At 71.7% G+C, this 17,692-nt stretch carries 17 protein-coding genes and 1 riboswitch; of the genes, 9 read left to right on the plus strand and 8 right to left on the minus strand.

What is annotated here, in order from left to right:
• The first annotated feature begins 39 nt into the window (after positions 1 to 39).
• Positions 40 to 885, plus strand: coding sequence for a Cof-type HAD-IIB family hydrolase (locus tag ASF76_RS01110; RefSeq protein WP_055951697.1), 846 nt, complete (start codon positions 40 to 42; stop codon positions 883 to 885).
• A gap of 211 nt (positions 886 to 1,096) precedes the next feature.
• Here ASF76_RS01110 and ASF76_RS01115 read toward each other — a convergent pair whose 3' ends face one another.
• The gene (locus ASF76_RS01115) at positions 1,097 to 1,798 is read right to left on the minus strand and encodes a GntR family transcriptional regulator (protein ID WP_055951699.1); all 702 of its coding nucleotides are present in this window, start codon (positions 1,796 to 1,798) and stop codon (positions 1,097 to 1,099) included.
• 187 nt (positions 1,799 to 1,985) lie between these two features.
• On the opposite strand from ASF76_RS01115, the gene ASF76_RS01120 reads away from it, so the two are divergent.
• Genes ASF76_RS01120 through ASF76_RS01145 form a run of 6 tightly spaced genes read left to right on the plus strand, consistent with a single transcriptional unit; the run spans position 1,986 to position 9,282 of the window.
• Positions 1,986 to 2,903: an ABC transporter permease gene (locus ASF76_RS01120; protein ID WP_055951702.1), complete on the plus strand. Its 918-nt coding sequence runs from the start codon at positions 1,986 to 1,988 to the stop codon at positions 2,901 to 2,903.
• Entirely contained in the window at positions 2,900 to 3,799 is a 900-nt protein-coding gene (locus tag ASF76_RS01125; RefSeq protein ID WP_055951704.1) for an ABC transporter permease, read from the plus strand. The genes ASF76_RS01120 and ASF76_RS01125 overlap by 4 nt, the downstream gene beginning before the upstream one ends.
• Positions 3,796 to 5,538, plus strand: a complete 1,743-nt coding sequence (locus ASF76_RS01130; RefSeq protein WP_082484781.1) for a dipeptide ABC transporter ATP-binding protein — start codon at positions 3,796 to 3,798, stop codon at positions 5,536 to 5,538. The genes ASF76_RS01125 and ASF76_RS01130 overlap by 4 nt, the downstream gene beginning before the upstream one ends.
• Positions 5,535 to 7,073: an ABC transporter substrate-binding protein gene (locus tag ASF76_RS01135; RefSeq protein WP_055951707.1), complete on the plus strand. Its 1,539-nt coding sequence runs from the start codon at positions 5,535 to 5,537 to the stop codon at positions 7,071 to 7,073. Before ASF76_RS01130 ends, ASF76_RS01135 begins: the two co-directional genes overlap by 4 nt.
• The gene (locus ASF76_RS01140; protein WP_055951711.1) at positions 7,070 to 8,293 is read left to right on the plus strand and encodes an amidohydrolase family protein; all 1,224 of its coding nucleotides are present in this window, start codon (positions 7,070 to 7,072) and stop codon (positions 8,291 to 8,293) included. The genes ASF76_RS01135 and ASF76_RS01140 overlap by 4 nt, the downstream gene beginning before the upstream one ends.
• Positions 8,293 to 9,282 (plus strand): ornithine cyclodeaminase family protein, encoded by a 990-nt coding sequence (locus ASF76_RS01145; RefSeq protein ID WP_235561202.1) that lies wholly within the window; start codon positions 8,293 to 8,295, stop codon positions 9,280 to 9,282. Before ASF76_RS01140 ends, ASF76_RS01145 begins: the two co-directional genes overlap by 1 nt.
• Before the next feature lie 385 nt (positions 9,283 to 9,667).
• Here ASF76_RS01145 and ASF76_RS01150 read toward each other — a convergent pair whose 3' ends face one another.
• Genes ASF76_RS01150 through ASF76_RS01165 form a run of 4 tightly spaced genes read right to left on the minus strand, consistent with a single transcriptional unit; the run spans position 9,668 to position 13,064 of the window.
• The gene (locus ASF76_RS01150; RefSeq protein ID WP_268774060.1) at positions 9,668 to 10,522 is read right to left on the minus strand and encodes an SDR family oxidoreductase; all 855 of its coding nucleotides are present in this window, start codon (positions 10,520 to 10,522) and stop codon (positions 9,668 to 9,670) included.
• Positions 10,519 to 11,295 carry an enoyl-CoA hydratase/isomerase family protein gene (locus tag ASF76_RS01155; RefSeq protein WP_055951713.1) on the minus strand — a complete coding sequence of 259 codons (777 nt, stop codon included), beginning with the start codon at positions 11,293 to 11,295 and terminating at the stop codon, positions 10,519 to 10,521. Before ASF76_RS01155 ends, ASF76_RS01150 begins: the two co-directional genes overlap by 4 nt.
• Complete coding sequence (locus tag ASF76_RS01160; RefSeq protein ID WP_055951716.1) at positions 11,292 to 12,053, minus strand: SDR family NAD(P)-dependent oxidoreductase; 762 nt, start codon at positions 12,051 to 12,053, stop codon at positions 11,292 to 11,294. The genes ASF76_RS01155 and ASF76_RS01160 overlap by 4 nt, the downstream gene beginning before the upstream one ends.
• Before the next feature lie 45 nt (positions 12,054 to 12,098).
• Positions 12,099 to 13,064, minus strand: coding sequence for a hypothetical protein (locus tag ASF76_RS01165; protein ID WP_055951718.1), 966 nt, complete (start codon positions 13,062 to 13,064; stop codon positions 12,099 to 12,101).
• A gap of 127 nt (positions 13,065 to 13,191) precedes the next feature.
• Here ASF76_RS01165 and ASF76_RS01170 point away from each other — a divergent pair, with 127 nt between their 5' ends.
• Both ASF76_RS01170 and ASF76_RS01175 read left to right on the plus strand, forming a co-directional pair.
• A complete protein-coding gene (locus tag ASF76_RS01170) occupies positions 13,192 to 13,686 on the plus strand; it encodes a GNAT family N-acetyltransferase (protein ID WP_055951722.1) in 495 nt (164 codons plus the stop codon).
• A gap of 175 nt (positions 13,687 to 13,861) precedes the next feature.
• The gene (locus ASF76_RS01175) at positions 13,862 to 14,596 is read left to right on the plus strand and encodes an aminoglycoside 3'-phosphotransferase (protein ID WP_055951725.1); all 735 of its coding nucleotides are present in this window, start codon (positions 13,862 to 13,864) and stop codon (positions 14,594 to 14,596) included.
• Positions 14,597 to 14,708: 112 nt separating this feature from the next.
• Here the strand turns inward: ASF76_RS01175 and ASF76_RS01180 are convergent, their stop codons facing one another.
• The 3 genes from ASF76_RS01180 to ASF76_RS01190 all read right to left on the minus strand — a co-directional run bounded on the left by ASF76_RS01180 (position 14,709) and on the right by ASF76_RS01190 (position 17,571).
• On the minus strand, positions 14,709 to 15,494 hold the full coding sequence (locus ASF76_RS01180; RefSeq protein WP_055951729.1) for an energy-coupling factor transporter transmembrane component T family protein: 786 nt from the start codon (positions 15,492 to 15,494) through the stop codon (positions 14,709 to 14,711).
• A complete protein-coding gene (locus ASF76_RS01185; RefSeq protein ID WP_055951732.1) occupies positions 15,491 to 16,939 on the minus strand; it encodes an ABC transporter ATP-binding protein in 1,449 nt (482 codons plus the stop codon). Before ASF76_RS01185 ends, ASF76_RS01180 begins: the two co-directional genes overlap by 4 nt.
• The gene (locus tag ASF76_RS01190; protein WP_055951735.1) at positions 16,939 to 17,571 is read right to left on the minus strand and encodes an ECF transporter S component; all 633 of its coding nucleotides are present in this window, start codon (positions 17,569 to 17,571) and stop codon (positions 16,939 to 16,941) included. The genes ASF76_RS01185 and ASF76_RS01190 overlap by 1 nt, the downstream gene beginning before the upstream one ends.
• Positions 17,565 to 17,674: riboswitch (TPP riboswitch) on the minus strand. (Overlaps the previous gene by 7 nt.)
• Between the last annotated feature and the right edge of the window lie 18 nt (positions 17,675 to 17,692).

The raw sequence follows: 17,692 nt of genomic DNA on the forward strand, positions 1-17,692 counted from the left end.
GGGCCCTCTGGGCCCGGGGCCGCCCCTTTGGAGTGCACCATGACCCGCATCGCCTTCCTCGACGTCGACGGCACGATCCTCGAGCACGGCTCGGTGATCGCGCCCTCCACGGTCGAGGCCATCCGCCAGGCCCGCACCAACGGCCACCTCGTGTGGCTGTGCACGGGCCGCGCCGAGGCCGACATCCACCCCGACGTCATGGCCATCGGCTTCGACGGCGCGATCTCCAACGGCGGCGCCTACGCGACCCGTGACGGCGAGACGCTCGTCGAGCGCCCCCTTCCTCGCGGCGACGTCGACGCCCTGGAGGCGTACTTCCGAGCCCACGACATCCACTACTTCCTTCAGACGCACGACGCCGTGCACGCCTCGCCCGGAATGGCCGAGACGATGGACGACTTCCTGCGCGCCCGCCACGCCCAGCGGGTCGAAGAACTCGAGGCGCTCGGGCTGCCGTCCGACATCGAACACCGCCAGCGCGACCTGCGTGCCGTGGACGAGGTGGACCGCGACCGCGTCGCGAAGGCGGTGTTCGTCAGCCCCTCCCCCGACACCGTCGCGCACGCCGCGGCCGAGCTCGGCGCCCGCTTCCACGTCATCCCCGGTTCGATGCCCCTGCCCGGCGGCTCGAACGGCGAGATCGGACAGGCGGGTGTGACCAAGGGCTCGGCCATCACCGAGGTGCTCGACGTGCTCGGGCTGTCGGCGACGGATGCCATCGGCATGGGCGACAGCTGGAACGACGTCGAGATGTTCGAGGTGGTCGGCACGCCCGTCGCGATGGGCAACGCCGAACCCGAGCTGCAGCGCCTCGCTGGCCGTGTCACGACCGCGGTCCTGGAGGACGGCGTGCACAACGCGTTCGCGGAGCTGGGCCTGATCTGACGTCCTGCTGCTACCTCGGTCCCTGAGCCTGTCGAAGGGACCGGCCCCTGCGCCTCCGCGACGATGCGGCGAGCGCGACGCCGGCGTTCGGGCCTCGAGTGGGGGCGGACGCGGCGCGGCACCCCCCCACGCATAAACGCGATTCCTGCGCGGAAACACGCTGAGGCAGCGTTTATGCGCAGGGATCGCGTTTGACGACGCGCAGCACGGGTCACGCCTCGGCGGCGACGCTGCGCGCTCGGCGGCGACGCGCGGGTTGCTCGACGGGCGGAAGGCGCTCGGTCAAGCCCGGCATCGACTCCACGCGCGCCCGCTCGACGTGGGCGGCGGCGAGGGTCTGCGCCAGCGACACGTGTCCTCCGACGATCGCCTCCACCATCTCGGCGTGCTCGTCCCACCGGCCGACGGTGTCGCGTTCGGGCGTCAGCCGGAAGAGCCATCGCGTGCGCCCCGTGAGCAGGCCGCTCATCCGCGAGAGAAGAGCGTGACCGGCCAGGGCGAAGATCTCGTCGTGCAGGTCGGAGTTCCGCGACGACGCCGAGGCGGCCTCGACCGAGGCGACGTGCGCCACGTCGAGCGCGGCCCGGAGCGCTGCAGTGTCGGCACCCGCGGCGGCGCGCTCCGCGGCGAGCGCTGCGGCGTAGGGCTCGAGATGCATGCGCATGTCGAACAGTTCTCTCGCGTCGTCGACCGTGAAGCGATGCACGACGGCGGCACGGCGATGCGCCGACGACACGAACCCCTCGGCCTCGAGCACGTGCAGCGCCTCCCTGACGGGGACCCGCGAGACGCCGAGCTCTTCGGCGATGTCGCGCTCGCCGAGGCGATGCCCCATGTCGATCTCGCCGGTGATGATGCGTTCGCGCAGGATGTGCGCGATGCGCCTGCCGGTCGCGTCGATGTCGTCGTCCACGCCTCCATCCTGACAGGAGCGGGACGTGCGAAGAAACCGACGTTTGGTATTCCAAAATAGGCTTCCAGGGCCGTGCGCCTTGTCCAATATGCGCTCTGGTACTCCAAAATGACGCTGGCGTAAGGATCACATTGCGTGTTCGTTACATCGCTTTGGTATACCCGTTGCGCGCCGTAGCGTCACCTCCGTGCTCGCCTTCCTCCTCCGCCGCCTCGCCCTGGCCGGCGCCACGGTCTTCCTCGTGGTCACGATCGGCTTCGTCCTCGGTCGCCTCACCGGCGCCCCGGGCGCACTCCTGCTCCCCGACAACGCCAGCAGCGCCGACGTCGATGCTCTCAACGCCAGCCTCGGCTTCGACCGCCCGGTGCTCGTGCAGTACCTCGACTTCCTCCGCGGGGTCGTCGTCGGCGACCTCGGCGACTCGTACCGGCTGCACGAGTCCGCGCTCGGACTCGTGTGGGAGCGCCTCCCCGCCACGGTCGAACTCGCCTTCTGGGCGTTCCTGGCCGGCTTCGCCCTCGCGCTGGTTGCCGCCGTGGTCATCCACCTCAGCGGCAGCCGGATCCTCCGCGCGATCGTCGGCTGGCTCGGCGCCACGCGGCAAGCGGTCCCCGACTTCTTCTTCGCCCTGCTGCTCGTGCTGATCTTCTCCGTCTCGCTCGGCCTCCTGCCGTCGCTGGGCCGCACGAGTCCCGCGAGCCTCGTGCTCCCGGTCGTGACCCTCGCCACCGGACAGTTCGTGATGTATCTCCGCCTGCTCGACGCCGCACTGAGCGATCAAGCCGAGCAGGACTACGTCCGCACGGCCTTCGCCATCGGCCAGTCCCGACCGACCATCTTGTTCACCCAGATGCTCCCCAACGCCCTGCCGCCGGTGCTCGGCATGGCCGGCCTGAACCTCGGCGGGCTGCTCGGCGGCACGGTCGTGGTCGAGGTGGTGTTCGCCTGGCCCGGGCTCGGCAGCCTGCTGACCGCCGCCGTGAGCCAGCGCGACTTCCCGATCGTCCAGGCGGGGCTCCTCTTCGTCGCCGTCGCCTTCGTCGTCGTCAACACCCTCGTCGACCTGCTCGTCGCCCGCATCGACCCCCGAACGGCCACCTCATGACCACCGTCGCCCTGCCCCCGATCCCCGAGGCCGCGACCTCGGCACCGCCCCCTCGCCCCCGTCGTCGGCGCCTGCGCCCCTCGGCCGTCGTCGGCATCGTGATGCTCGCCGTCGTCATCGGCGCGACCGCGCTTCGTCCCGTACTGCCCGGCTTCGACCCGTTCGGACAGGACCTGTCGCGGGCCCTGCTGCCGCCGTTCGTCGACCCGGGGCACCCGCTGGGCACCGACCCGCTCGGGCGCGACCTGTTCAGCAGGATCGCCCTCGCCTCCGCCGTCACCCTCGGTATCACGGTGGCCATCGTGTGCCTCAACGCGGTGATCGGCACCACCGTCGGCATCCTGGCCGGCTTCTTCGGAGGGCGGATCGAGTCCGCCCTGTCGGTGCTGTCGAACACCGTGCTGGCGATGCCCGTCGTGCTGCTGCTCATCGCCGTCTGCGCCGTCGTGCCGCCCAGCGCCGGTCTCACGATCCTCGTCGTCGGCTGCACCTGGTGGGTGGGCTACGCCCGGGTGACGCGCAACGTCGCCGCGGCCCTTCGGGCGCAGGACTTCGTGGTCGCACCGCGCACGCAGGGCGCCGATCGCTTCTGGTCGCTCACCCGACACGTGCTGCCGAACGTCTGGCCGCACACGCTCATCATCGCGGCCACCGACATCGCCACGATCGTGCTCATCGAGGCCTCCCTCGAATACCTCGGTCTCGGCGTACAGCCGCCCACGCCCAGCTGGGGCGCCATGATCTTCGACGGTCAGAAGTATCTGGCCACCGACCCCTGGCTGGTGATCCTGCCCGGCGTCGCGATGTTCCTCGCCGTGGGCGGCGTGCAGTTCCTCAGTCAGCAGTTCACCGCCGAGGCGCGTGGCGCCTTCCTGCGCAAGGGAGCCCGCCGATGACCCGCCCCGTCCTGTCCGTCGAGAATCTGCGTCTGGATGCCACGTCGGACGAAGGTCACCGCACCGTCGTACACGACGTGTCGTTCGAGGTCACGCCTTCGTCCTCGCTCGGCGTGGTCGGGGAGTCGGGTTCCGGTAAGAGCCTGACGATGCTCGCAGCCCTCGGCCTGCTGCCCCCGGGCGTGCGAGTCGCCTCCGGGAACGTCCGCATCGACGGCCGCGACGTGACGTCGATGGGCGAGCGCGACCTCCGCAGCATGCGCGGGCGGGTCACCGGAATGGTGTTCCAAGACCCGATGTCGGCGCTCAATCCACTGCGCTCGGTGGGGGCGCAGGTCGCCGCCGCGGTCAGGGCCCACTCCCCCGCCACCTCGCGCACCGCCGCCCGTCGGCGGGCGGTCGAGCTGCTGCAGTCGGTCGGGGTGCGGGACGCCGCGGAACGCGCGGCGTCGCGGCCCCACCAATGGTCGGGCGGCATGCGCCAGCGCGCGGTCATCGCCATGGCCATCGCCAACGACCCGCTGCTGCTCATCGCCGACGAGCCCACGACCGCTCTGGACGTGACGGTCCAGGCGCAGGTCATGGCGCTGCTCGACGAGGTGCGCGAGCGCACCGGGTCGGCGTTGGCCCTCATCAGCCACGACCTGGGCCTTGTGGCCCAGCACACCGACGACCTCGTCGTGATGCGATCGGGACGGGTCGTCGAGCGCGGTGAGACCCGCGCGGTGCTGTCGGCCCCCGCACACGAATACACGCGTCGGCTGCTCGCGGCGGCGCCGTCGACCCGGACCGGGGCGGATCGCCCGGCGCTCGTCGAGACCGCAGAGGAGCCCGCCCTCGACGTGACCGACCTCGTCGTGGAGTACCCCGGTCGACGTGGCCGCCGCACCCGGGCGGTCGACGGTGTCTCGCTGCGCATCCGCGCGGGAGAGACGGTCGCCGTCGTCGGGGAGTCCGGATGCGGCAAGTCCTCGCTGCTGCGCGCCATCCTGGGCCTCACCCCGGCGAGCGCGGGCACCATCCGCTTCGAGGGGCGCACCGTCTCACCCGACATCGCCGGGCGCAGCGCCGAGCTGCGCTCCCGTGCCCAGGTGGTGTTCCAAGACCCGTCGTCGGCGCTGGATCCGCGCATGAGCGTCGCCCGCTCCGTCGGTGAACCGCTGAGGATCCGCCGCGGCTTCACGTCGGCGCGCGTGCGGACGCTGCTCGACGGGGTCGGCCTCGACAGCTCGTTCGACGACCGTCTCCCCACCCGCCTGTCGGGCGGGCAGCGCCAGCGCGTCGGCATCGCCCGCGCGCTCGCCCTCGACCCCGCGATCGTGCTGCTCGACGAGCCCGTCTCGGCACTCGACGTCTCGATCCAGGCGCAGGTGCTCGATCTGCTGGGCGGCCTGCAGCGCGATCAACGGCTCGCGTATCTCTTCGTCTCGCACGACCTCGGCGTCGTCCGCGGCATCGCGGACCGCGTCGTCGTGATGCAGGCCGGACGCATCGTCGAGGAAGGCCCGACCGAGCATGTCTTCGCCGAGCCCCGGCATCCGTACACCCGCACCCTGCTCGATGCCATCCCGCACCTCTTCTCCGACCCGCCGACCGGTTCGGCGTCGCCGGATCCCGCCCCCTCCCACGCGCTCTCCAACTCGCCCACACTCTCCAACTCGCCCACACTCGTCGACTCGCCCACGCTCTCCGACTCGCCCACGCTCTCCGACTCGCCCACCCGAAAGGCCCTCTCATGACCCGCTCGACAGCCCGCCGCGCCCTCACGGGCTTCGCCGCCCTCACCCTCGGTAGCGTGATCCTCGCCGGATGCGCCGGCGGATTCGACTCCCCCACCGGCTCGGGCGACACCGCCCGCACGAGCCTGACCGCCGCCCTGCCTACCGACCCGAGCTCCATGGACCCCATCCGATCCGGGGCGCTGGTGGTGCTGTCGGTCTTCTTCCACACCCACGATCAGCTGGTGAAGATCGCCGCCGACGGCACCCTTGAGCCGAAGCTCGCGACGGACTGGACGGCGAACGACGACCTCACCCAGTGGGAGTTCACGCTCACTCCTGACGTCACCGCGAGCAACGGGGAGGCCATCGACGCCGACGACGTGGTCTTCACGTACGAGACGATCCTGGGCGATCCGAGCGGGGAGAACTACGCCTATCTCTCCTCCCTCGACAGCGTCGAGGCGGTGGATGCCACCACCGTGCGCTTCACTCTCAAGCAGCCCTTCTCGGCCTTCCCCCGCAACACCTCGCTGATCTCCATCGTCCCCGCCGACACCTACCAGGAGATGGGGGCCGACGCCTACGCCCGTGAGCCGATCGGATCGGGGCCCTACGTCTTCGACAGCATCACCACGGGTGTGTCGTACGACCTGAAGCGCAACGACGACTACTGGGGCCCGGCCCCGGTGATCGAGGAGATCTCGCTGCAGCCGGTCTCGTCCACCGAGTCGCGCGCCAACGGCGTGCTCTCGGGCAGTCTCGACGTCGCCCAGATCGGACCGACGCAGGTGGCATCCGTGCAGGCCGCGCCGTCGGCCCAGACGTTCTCGGCCGCCTCGAACGGGGTCGTCTTCCTCGGCGTCAACTCCACCGCCGGTCCCCTGCAGGATGTGCGCGTACGCGAGGCGGTCGCCAAAGCCGTCGACACCCAGGCGATCGTCGACTCGCTGCTGTCGGGACTCGCCGAGCCCGCGAAGGCCATGATCGCGCCGGCGGTGGAGGGGTTCTCCGACTCCGTCCAGCCCCTCGCCTACGACCCCGATGGCGCGCGAGCCCTGCTGGCCGAGGCCGGCTACGACGGCACGCCGATTCCCTTCGACTACGCCACCGACGGTCGCATCCCGCTCTCGAGTGAGGTGGCCCAGAGCATCCAGGGCTACCTGCAAGACGTCGGCATCGCCGTCGACATGCGCGGCGCCGACCAGCAGAGCCACACGCTGAAGGTGCGCGGCCGCGAGATGCAGGGCGTCTACCTCAACACCTGGGCCCCCTCCACGCTCGACGGAGACCTGCCCCTCACCGACTTCTACGAGACGGCGGGCAACAACAACTACGCTCAGGATCCTCAGACCGCCGCGTGGGCGGCGGAGCAGCGCGGGGTCGAGGGCGATGCGCGCAAGGCCGTGTTCGCGGAGCTGTTGGACTACAGCAACACGCAGGGCTACTTCGTGCCGCTGTACGTGCCCTTCAACAACTTCGCCGCCGTCAGCGGACTGCGCTGGACCCCGCGCGCCGACGGACTGTACGACTTCACCGGAACGAGCTTCGAATGACCTCCACCGTCCTCACCGACGTCCGCCCCTGGGGCGGCCCCCTCTCCGACGTCGCCCTCGCGGACGGCCTGATCACCGGCATCCATCCGGCGGGCACGGAACCGATCGACGCGTCAGCCGAGACGGTGTCGGGCCGGGGTCGCATCCTGCTGCCGTCGTTCGCCGACGTGCACGTGCACCTCGACTCCACGCGCATCGGTCTGCCTTTCCGGCCGCACACGGGTGTGCCGGGGGTGTGGGGGATGATGCTGAACGATCGCGACAACTGGCGTCACGCCGAGCGGAGCATGGAGCACCGCGTGGCGACGACGCTCGAGAGCGCGATCGCGCGCGGTACGACCCAGGTGCGCACCTACGCCCAGGTCGACGTCGACGCGGATCTCGAGAGGTTGGATGCCGTGCTCGCGGCGCGCGAAGCCAACCTCGACCGGTGCGAGGTCGAGATCATCGCGTTCCCGCAGGCGGGTCTGCTGCGGGAGGCGGGATCGATCGAGGTGCTCGATCGGGCCATGGACCGCGGTGCCGACGTGGTCGGCGGCATCGATCCGTGCGCCCTGGACCGCGACCCGGTCCGCCATCTCGACGCCGTGTTCTCCATCGCGGAGCGCTACGGCGCCCCCATCGACATCCACCTGCACGAACCCGACCAGCTGGCGAAGTTCTCGGCCGAGCTGATCATCGAGCGCACCCGCGCCCTCGACATGCGAGGTCGCGTCACGGTCTCGCATGGTTACGGTCTGGGCCGGCTTCCCGAGGCGGAGCTGCGGACGCTGCTCGAGCAGTTCCGCGACCTCGGCATCTCGATGGCGACAGTGGCGCCGCAGACGCCGCTGCCCACGCGCCTGCTCGACGAGTACGGCATCGCACTGGGCCTGGGCCAGGACGGCCAGCGCGACTACTGGTCGCCCTACGGCAACACCGACATGCTCGATCGCACCTGGCAGCTGGCCTTCACCAACGGCTTCCGGCGCGACGACGACATCGAGCACTGCGTCGCGATCGCCACGGTGGGCGGCCGCGCGGTGATGGGGCGCGCCGCGATGCCGACCCGGGGCGACGAGAATCCCGGGCTCGGGATCGGCGACCCCGCCGACCTCGTCCTGGTCGCCGGCGACACCGTGACGGCGGCGGTCATGGACCGCCTGAGCGACCGCACCGTGCTCTTCCGCGGTGCCGTCGTCGCCGACGCCCTCGAGCTGACCGACGGGAGCCGCGCCTGATGCTGCTGCTGAGCACGCCCCAGCTCGAGGGCCTCGTCGACCGCGGAGCCATCGCCGACGCCGTCTCCCGGGGGTTCGCCGAGATCGCCGAAGGCCGCGCCGACCAACCCGGCCCGACCTCCATGTCGACGCCCGCGGACTCCAACCGCTTCATCCTGATGTCGGCGGTGTCCGAGGCGTCCGATCTCGCGGGGGTCAAACTCCTGGCCGACGTGCCCGACAATGCGGGGCGTCGGCTGCCGACCCAGCGCTCGATGATCCTCGTCGTCGATCGTGTCGACGGCTCCCCCGTCGCGCTGCTGCACGGCGCCGTGCCGACCCGGGTGCGCACCGCCGCCGCCAGCGCCGTGGCCACCCGCACGCTGGCCCGTCCCGACAGCCGGACCCTGGGTCTCATCGGCGCCGGCGCGCTGGCCCGCGAGCACGCCCTGGCCCTCCGCGACGTGCGGCCCTTCGACCGCGTCGTGGTGTGGTCGCGCACACGGGAGCGCACCGAGGGGCTCGTCGCCGACCTGCGCGGCGAGGGGTGGTCCACCGCGATCGACATCGCGGCATCCCCTCGAGAGGTGGTGGAGGAGGCCGACGTCGTCTGCACCCTGACCCCGTCGGTGGAGGCCATCGTCGAGGGCGCGTGGCTGCGCCCGGGGCAGCACCTCAACGTCGTCGGAGCCCGCCCGCGCGCCGACGAGCGAGAGGTCGACGGCGAAGCCATGGCGCGCTCCTCGATCTGGGTCGACGACCGGGCGACGGCGCGCACGAAGTCGGGCGACCTGCTGCGAGCGATCGCAGAGGGCGCGATCTCCGAGGCCGACGTCGTCGGCACGATCGGAGAGGTCGTCGCCGGTCGCGTGCGCGGCCGTCGGGCGCCGGAGGAGATCACGCTGTTCGACTCGGTCGGCATCGGCGCGCAGGATGTCGCCGTCGCCGACGTCTTCATCCGCGCCGCCCGCGAGCAGGGCCTCGGCACGACGGTCGATCTGAGCGCCTGAGCGACCCGTCGTTGCGGCGGCGCCCACGTGCGGCGGCGCCCGCTCGGCATCCGCGATGCCGGTAAACGCTGTTCGTGCGCATAAACGCGGTGACAGAGCGTTTATGCGCACGGACAGCGTTTATGGACGCACCACACCACCGCGACTCATCGCCCGCTGGGGGCCGTGCGCCATTGCGGCACAGCGCACCTCGCTCGCGTCGGACTCGCCCGTCGGTCTGTCGTGCGAGCGGGGCACCCGCCCATAAACGCGATTCGTGTCGATAAACGCGGTGACAGAGCGTTTATGCGCACGGACAGCGTTTACGGATGCCGACCGCGGGGCCCCACGACCCCACGCCCACCGCACGACCTCCACCGCCCGGCGAAGGGACCGGAACGCCGCGTCAGTCCAGGAAGATGTCCGGATACATCGCCTCGTCGGGCGTGCCCGGCACGGCGGCGTAGCCCGCGAAGTCCGTCACCCCGGCGGCCAGCAGCACGTCCTCGACGATCAGCGTCTGCCCGGTCCGCTCGCGCGACGGCGCGCACAGCACCTCGTACGCGGCATCCGCGTAGATCTCGGGCGTGCGCGACACGCGCATGAGCCGGTCGCCGCCGATGACGTTCTGCACCGCCGCGGTCGCGATCGTCGTGCGCGGCCACAGGGTGTTGGCCGCGATCCCGTCATCCGCGAACTCCGACGCCAGGCCCAGGGTGGCCATCGTCATGCCGAACTTCGCGAGGCTGTAGCCGGTGTGGGCTCCCAGCCAGCGAGGCGTGACGTTGAGAGGCGGTGACAGCGACAGGATGTGCGGGTTCGCGGCGTCGCGAAGCTGCGGCACCGCCGCCCGCGACAGCAGGAACGTGCCGCGGACGTTCACGTCCTGCATGAGGTCGTACTTCTTCGTCGCGAGCTCCAGCGAGCCCGAGAGGTCGATGACGCTGGCGTTGTTGACGACGATGTCGATGCCGCCGAACTCCCCCACCGTCCGCAACACGGCCTCCGTGATCGATGCCTCGTCGCGCACGTCGCCGACGATGGGCAGGGCCCGTCCGCCCGCCGCGCGGATCGCCTCGGCGGCGGTGTGCACCGTGCCCTCGAGCTTCGGGTGCGGGGTGTCGGTCTTCGCGAGCAGCGCGACGTTCGCGCCGTCCCGGGCCGCGCGGAGCGCGATCGCGAGGCCGATGCCGCGGCTCCCGCCCGACATCAGGATGGTCTTGCCGGCCAGCGGGGCGCCGGACGATAGCGACGTGCTCACGAGCGGCCCTTCGCCGATGCGGTGGCGAACGCGGCGACCCGTGCCCGCGCCTCGGGGGTGTCGAAGGCGGCGCCGATCGTGGCGGCCTCGTCGGTGAGGTTCTCGGCGAACGTGCGCCCGGCACCGACCCGCACGAGCCGCGTCGCCTGCCCGAAGGCCGCCCTCGCACCGTCGAGCCAGAACCGCGCGATCTCCTCGACGCGGGACTGCAGATCTCCGGATGCCACGACCTCGGCGACCAGACCCCAGTCCCGCGCCTCCGCGGCGGAGAGCATCCGATCCTGCAGCAGCAGCTGCAGAGCCCGCCGCTGACCGATCGCCGCGGGCAGGAGCGTCGACACGCCGAGGTCGGGGGTGAGTCCGATGTTGGCGTAGCGACTGACGAAGCGGGCGTTCTCGCTCGCCACGACATAGTCGGCGGTGAGCATCAGCCCGAGCCCTCCACCGGCGACGGCGCCCTGGACGGCGGCGACCATCGGCAGCGGAGCCTCGGCGAAGGTGCGGATGCCGTCGTGGATCGCCTCGGCCGTCTCGGTCACCTCAGCGCCCGACGCGCCGGTCGTCGCCATCGCCACGACGTCACCGCCCGCGCAGAACGCGGGGCCGTTGGCATCCAGGATCACCGCTCCGATCGACGGATCAGCGGTCACCTCGTGGGCGACGGAGCGCCAGCGACGAGCCATGGGGAAGTCCATCGCGTTGAGCGAGGCGGGGCGATCGAACGTGACGCGCGCGAGCCCGTCCTCGACGTGGAGAAGGATGCCGTCGGTCATTTCGGTGCCATCCGGATCGCGCCGTCGAGGCGGATCGTCTCGCCGTTGAGGTAGCCGTTGTCGACGATGGCGAGCACCAGACGCGCGTACTCGTCGGGGGCGCCGAGGCGGGAGGGGTAGGGAACCTGCTGGCCGAGCGAGTCCTGCGCCGCCTGCGGCAGACCCTTCAGCATCGGCGTCTCCATGATGCCGGGGGCGATGGTGACGACCCGGATGCCGTGGCGGGCGAGCTCTCGCGCGATCGGCAGCGTCATCGCGTGCACGCCGCCCTTGCTCGCCGCGTACGCGGGCTGCCCGACCTGGCCGTCGAAGGCCGCGACGCTGGCGGTGTTGACGATGACGCCGCGGTCGCCGCCCTCGGCAGGGTCGGTCTTCGCCATCACCGCCGACGTCTGGGCGACGACGTTGTAGGTGCCGATGAGGTTGACCCGGATGACGCGCTCGAAGTCGGCCAGCGCGGAGGGCACGCCCTCCCGGTCGAGCACCTTGGCGGGAGGCGCGATGCCGGCGCAGTTCACGACCACGCGCAGGGGGCCGGCTTCTGCCGCACGGGCGGCAGCATCCGCGATCTGATCGGCATCCGTGACGTCGGCGGCGACGAAGGAGCCACCGAGCCCCTCGGCGACGGTGGCGCCGTTCGATGAGGGCAGATCGACGATCGTGACGTTGGCGCCCGCTGCGGTGAGACGGCGGGCGGTGGCCAGGCCCAGGCCCGAGGCACCGCCGGCGACGAGGGCGGAGGCTCCTGCGATATCCATGCGTTCTCCTTCGAAGCTGAAACCGGGTCCCACCCTAGTCGAGACTCAGGACCGCGCCGAGCGTCTCGGAAGGCGGAGTCCGCGCGACGGGCGGGTGCGGATCGCGGCCGTCTCGCCGCCGTCGACGAGCAGGATCGTCTGCTCCGGTTCCCAGCCGTAGGCCGATCGCAGATGATCGCCCAGAACGGCGACGGCGTTCTCCAGGGTGATCTCGACACCGCTCGGCACGTCGACGGCATCCGGGTGCAGTTCGCGTGCCGCGGCGCGTAGGTCAGCGAGGAGGGTGCGCATGCGGTCGGGACCGTAGGCGGCGGATGCCAGGTCCCAGTCGCCGATGACAACGGCCGCGCCCACCGGGCAGGGTTCCGGCCGCTCGGTGGGCGGCCGACCGGAGCGCAGACGGACGACGGCGGCCCCGACGAGCAGCACGGCCAGCGCCCCGAGAATGGTCGCCGGGGCGAACGAGAACGCAGCGAGATACACGGCGGAATCCCATCCGGCCGCGGCTCCCACCACCACGCGTGCGACGCAGTACACCGCGTACACCGCGTTGGTCAGAGCGATGAGGCGGAGCGGGCCGCGGGCCGGCACGTTCAAGCGGAACGCCGTCCACGCGGTCACCGCGCATGCCGCCGCCAGGGCGAGCGCCTTCACGGTCAACGAGCCCGGGAGGGGCACCGTCGCCGAGACGACGGCCACCACGAGTGCCAGTCCCCCGGCCGCGAACGACGGGCCGACGGCCCGTCGGCCGTCGAGCGTGCTGAGCGCGACGAACATCAGGGCCGGAGCGAGGACCATCGCCACATCACCCATCACCAGACTCGGCGAGCCGCCACCCGCGCCGTACATGAAGTACATCGCGCTGGAGCCCACCGCGCACACGCCCGACACCGCCGCGAACCGCAGGAACAGGGTGATCTCTCCGGGGGTGCCGACTCGCGGCAGTGCAACGAAGAGCACCGTCGTCGCGACCGCGACGCTGACCGACAGCAGAACGAGCGACAGCCCCATGACACCCCCTTGTGACATTGTGCCCCGTGGCTACCCGGGGGCCACCCGCATTGACGGCGCGATCGTCTGCCCGACGCGCGGCCGTCCTCCCCGCCGCGGGCGGATCTTCCGCACATAGGCTCGTCGCGTGAGCGAGCCGCGGTTGCGCATCGAGCAGGTGCAGGTCGACGATCCGCGCGCGGTCGAGCTGCGCGGCATGCTGGATGCCGACCTCGACGAGCGCTATCGCGACGCCGATGGCGGCGACACCCCCGCCTTCGCCGCGAAGCGCGAGGCGGCCCTCGCCGTGTACCCCGAGCAGGTGGTCGCGACCCTCCTGGCGGTGGATGCCGACGACGCACCGCTCGGACATGTGATCCTCCGCCGCCTCGGCGACGAGTGGGAGCTCAAGCGTCTCGTCGTCGTCGCCGCGGCCCGTCGGCGGGGCGTCGGTCGCGCCCTCACCGCCGAGGTGATCGATCTCGCCCGCCGCGGCGGCGCTGCGCGGGTGATCCTGCAGAGCGGGCGGATGCAGCCGGAGTCGCTGCGGCTGTACGCCGCCGCCGGCTTCACGCCGATTGCGGTGTACGAGCCGTACGTCGAGACGATGCCGCGCTCGCTGTGCTTCGAATACGTCTTCTGACGGGTGGGGAATGCGAGTCGGTCCCGCCTCATGACCGCCGGGTCGCACTCCCCCGCTGAGCGTGCAGGACACGCGGACGGCCCGGGGGATCTCCGCGTGTCCTGGACACCCGGAGGATCGGCCCACGGTCGAGCCCGCCTGTGACCCCGCCCCGCACGTGCGCGAGGATCGAACCGTGAGTATCCCCGACACCGGCGAGCCCGTGCCCGACCGCATACGCGCAGTCGCGGGTGACGCGATGCTCGAGCCGGTCTGGCGGAACAACATCGGCGGCGTGACGTTCCGCGCGACCGACGCCCATGGCATCCGGTTCGTGAAGTGGGGGCCGCGCACCGCCGAGACGTCGATGCGCGCCGAGGCCGAGCGTCTGCGCTGGGCGGCGCCGTTCACGCCGGTGCCGGGCGTGCTCGACGAGGGACGGGATGCCGCCCACGAGTGGCTCGTCACCGCGGGTGTTCCGGATCTGTCGGCGGTTCATCCGCACTGGGTCGCGCGGCCGGAGCGGGCGGTGCGGGCACTCGGACGCGGCCTCCGCGCCCTTCACGAGGCGCTGCCGGTGGAGGGCTGCCCGTTCTCGTGGAGCGTGGCCGACCGTATCGCGAACGCCGCCGTCCGCGGCGTTCAGGTTCCCGATGACCTGCGCGATGCCCCACCCATCGACCGGTTGGTCGTGTGCCACGGCGACGCGTGCGCGCCCAACACCCTGATCGGCGACGACGGGGAGTGGACGGCGCACGTCGACCTGGGCGCCCTCGGCCTCGCCGATCGGTGGGCCGACATCGCGGTCGCCGCCTTGTCGACCGAGTGGAACTACGGCCCCGGATGGCACGAGGCCCTGCTCGACGCCTACGGCGTGGCCCCGGATGCCACCCGCCTGGCGTTCTACCGGGAGCTGTGGAACGCGACGTAGCCGGCCCCGCGCAGTTGAGCGTCCAAGACACTCCGTTGGCAGCGCGCCGCAGCGGCGTGTCGTGGACGCTCGATCAGCCGGGCACCCCGGCGGACCCTGGAGGCGACCCGCCTCACGAACCCACCACGCGGAACGCGCCCGTCACCACGGCCGCCCCGAGCGCCACGGTCATGAGCAGGACCGCACCGCCCACGGCCACGGCATCCCGAGCCGACAGCGTCGACGGGCGTGCCCACGTGCGCTCGATGCCGGCACCGAAACCGCGCGCCTCCATGGCGGTGGCGAGCTTCGTGCCGCGGCGCACGGCGAACACCAGCAGCACGAACGCCATCGAGAAGAACCGGCGCACGGCCCCCCGGTCGCCCAAGCCGCGCGCGCGGCGCGCGAGGGTCATCGTGCGCCAGTCGTCGACGAAGAGTCCGACGGTGCGGGCGCCGGCGAGCACACCGAGTACGAAGCGGCTCGGCAGCTTCGCCACCTGCGCGAGCGCGTCCGCGAGCTCGGTGGGGTCGGTGCGGGCGAACAGCAGGATCATCGGCAGCGCCAGGGCGACCACGCGCAACAGCACCGCGACCGACAGCGAGATCGAGTTGTCGCTGATCGTGGCGAAGAGGAAGGAGCCATAGACGGTTCCCCCCGGGCGGGCGTACAGCAGCATGCTGATCCCGGCGACCGGTGCGAAGACCAGCACCGGCAACAGGCGCTTCAGCACCGCGGTGAAGGCGACACCCGTGAACGGCACGCACAGCAGCTCGAGCACGATGGCCGTGGCCGCACTCACGGCGTCGATCGAGACCAGCAGCGGTACCGCGAGCACGATGACCATCGCGACCTTGGCGACGGGATTCACCCCGTCGAGCCACACCGGCCGCGGGCGAACGAGCAACGAGGCGCTCACGCGGCGCCCCCGAGGGTGATCCGGTGCTGTCCCAGGTGCCTCACCACGTCGGCGTCGTGCGTGACGGCCACGACCGTACGCCCGCGCGCGATCTCGCGCTGCAACAGGCCGACGAGCTCGCTCCACCCGCGGCGGTCCTGCCCGAACGTGGGTTCGTCGAGCACGATCACCTCCGGCGAGGCGGCGAGCACCGTCGCCACCGACAGGCGCCGCTTCTGCCCGCCCGAGAGGGTGAAGGGGTTGGCGAGGGCGAGTGATGACAGATCCAACCGTTGGAGCAGCTCGTCGACGATCGCGTCGACCTGGGCCGCCGGCATCCGGAGCGCCCGGGGCCCCACGGCGAGCTCGTCGCGCAGCGTCGAGGAGAGGAACTGGTGCTCGGGCTCCTGGAACACCGTGCCGATGCGTGTCAGCAGCTCGGTCGAGCGCCAGCGCGAGGGGCGACGGATGCCGCGGGCGGCGAGGCCGGATGCCGCGATGACCTCGCCCGAGAGCTCGGGGAGCAGTCCGGCAAGGGTCAGCGCGAGGGTGGACTTGCCGGCGCCGTTGGGCCCCGTCACCACGGTCCCGGCCGCGCGGGGGACGACGACGTCGAGTCCGGATGCCACGACCGTCCGCCTCTCGCGCCCGATCGACAGCGCCGCAGCCGACAGCACGGCATCCGGTGTCTCGAGCGGCGCGAGCGCGGGAAGGTCGACGGGGCGCCCCGGCACCCACACGCCCGCGTCGGCGAGCGCATCGCCGTACTCGGCGAACACGCGAGCGGGTGGCCCGTCGGCCAGCACGCCGCCTCCCGGCGCGAGCACCACGACGCGGGTCATGAGGTCGACCCACACGTCGGTGCGGTGCTCGATCAGCACCAGGGTCGTCCCGTCGGTGCGGGCGACGTGCTCGACGGCCGCGCGTACCTCGGCGACGCCCTCGGGATCGAGGTTGGCGGTGGGCTCGTCGAGCAGCAGCAGGCCCGGTCGCATCGCGAGCACCCCGGCGAGGGCGAGGCGCTGCTTCTGCCCGCCCGACAGCGCCTTCGTGGGGCGCTCGAGCGGCACGTTCAGACCCACGGATGCCACGGCCTCGGCCACACGCGCGGGGATCTCGGTCGCGGGTACGCCGAGGTTCTCGCAGCCGAAGGCGACGTCGTCGCCGACCTTCGACAGCACGATGCCCGACTCGGGGTCCTGGAGCACCAGGCCGATCCGGCCGCGCTGCTCTTCGGGCGCCTGACCGTCGACGCGGATGCGCCCGGTCGTCTCTCCTTCGTCGCTGCCGCCGAGCAGGCCCGCCAGGCCCGCGAGCAGCGTCGACTTACCCGCCCCCGAGGCACCGAGCAGCAGGACGCGCTCGCCGGGCTCGATCGACAGCTCGACGTCGCGCGTGGCGGGCAGTTTGCGGCCGGCGTAGCGCCAGCCCCAGCCCTCGACGTCGACGCGCGCGGGGCCCGTCATCAGACGTCGCGGCGTGCGTCCCGACCGACGGCGAAGCGGCTGAGCGCTCCGGTGGCGGCGAGCGCGCGCACCAGCAGCCAACCGACGAGGCCCGCGAGCAGGGCACCGGAGACGATGAGCGAGCCGAGGTAGATGAGGTTGAACTCCACGGTCTTGGCGATGTTCGCCGACAGGAACAGTTCGAGCACCCACGCGCCGATACCGGCGCCGGCGCCCGCGAGCATCGCGACGGGCAGCGTGAAGCGCACGTAGAGGAAGGCCAGGAAGATCAACTCCGCGCCGAGGCCCTGCGCGAGGCCGGAGAAGATCGTCGTGACGCCCCAGACGTTGCCGATCAGGGCCGAGACGATGGCGGCGATCAGTTCGACGAGCAGCGCCGCACCGGGCTTGCGGATGATGAGCCCGCCGATGACGCCGCCGATCAGCCAGATGCCGACCGCGATGCCGCCGAGGCCGGGGGTCAGACCGTCCATCGCGACGAACCACAGGCCGCCGACGGTGTTCCAGCCCCAGAAGACCAGGCCGATCGCGACGCCGAGGACGGCGGCGACGACGATGTCGACGACCCGCCACTGGAAGCGGTTCGCGGAGGCGACGGACGGGGCCGTGCGGGCAGACGTGGACGTGTGCATGAGGTGCTCCTCCCTGCGCCGGCATGATCCGGATCAGGTTCGACGGTCGAAGCGTGGATCGCTTCCTCTCAGCCCGGCTCACCGGACTCCCGTGGTTGACGTGACGAGTATAGGGGGATGC

The organism is Microbacterium sp. Leaf151 (genome assembly GCF_001424225.1).
Classification (GTDB): Bacteria; Actinomycetota; Actinomycetes; order Actinomycetales; family Microbacteriaceae; genus Microbacterium.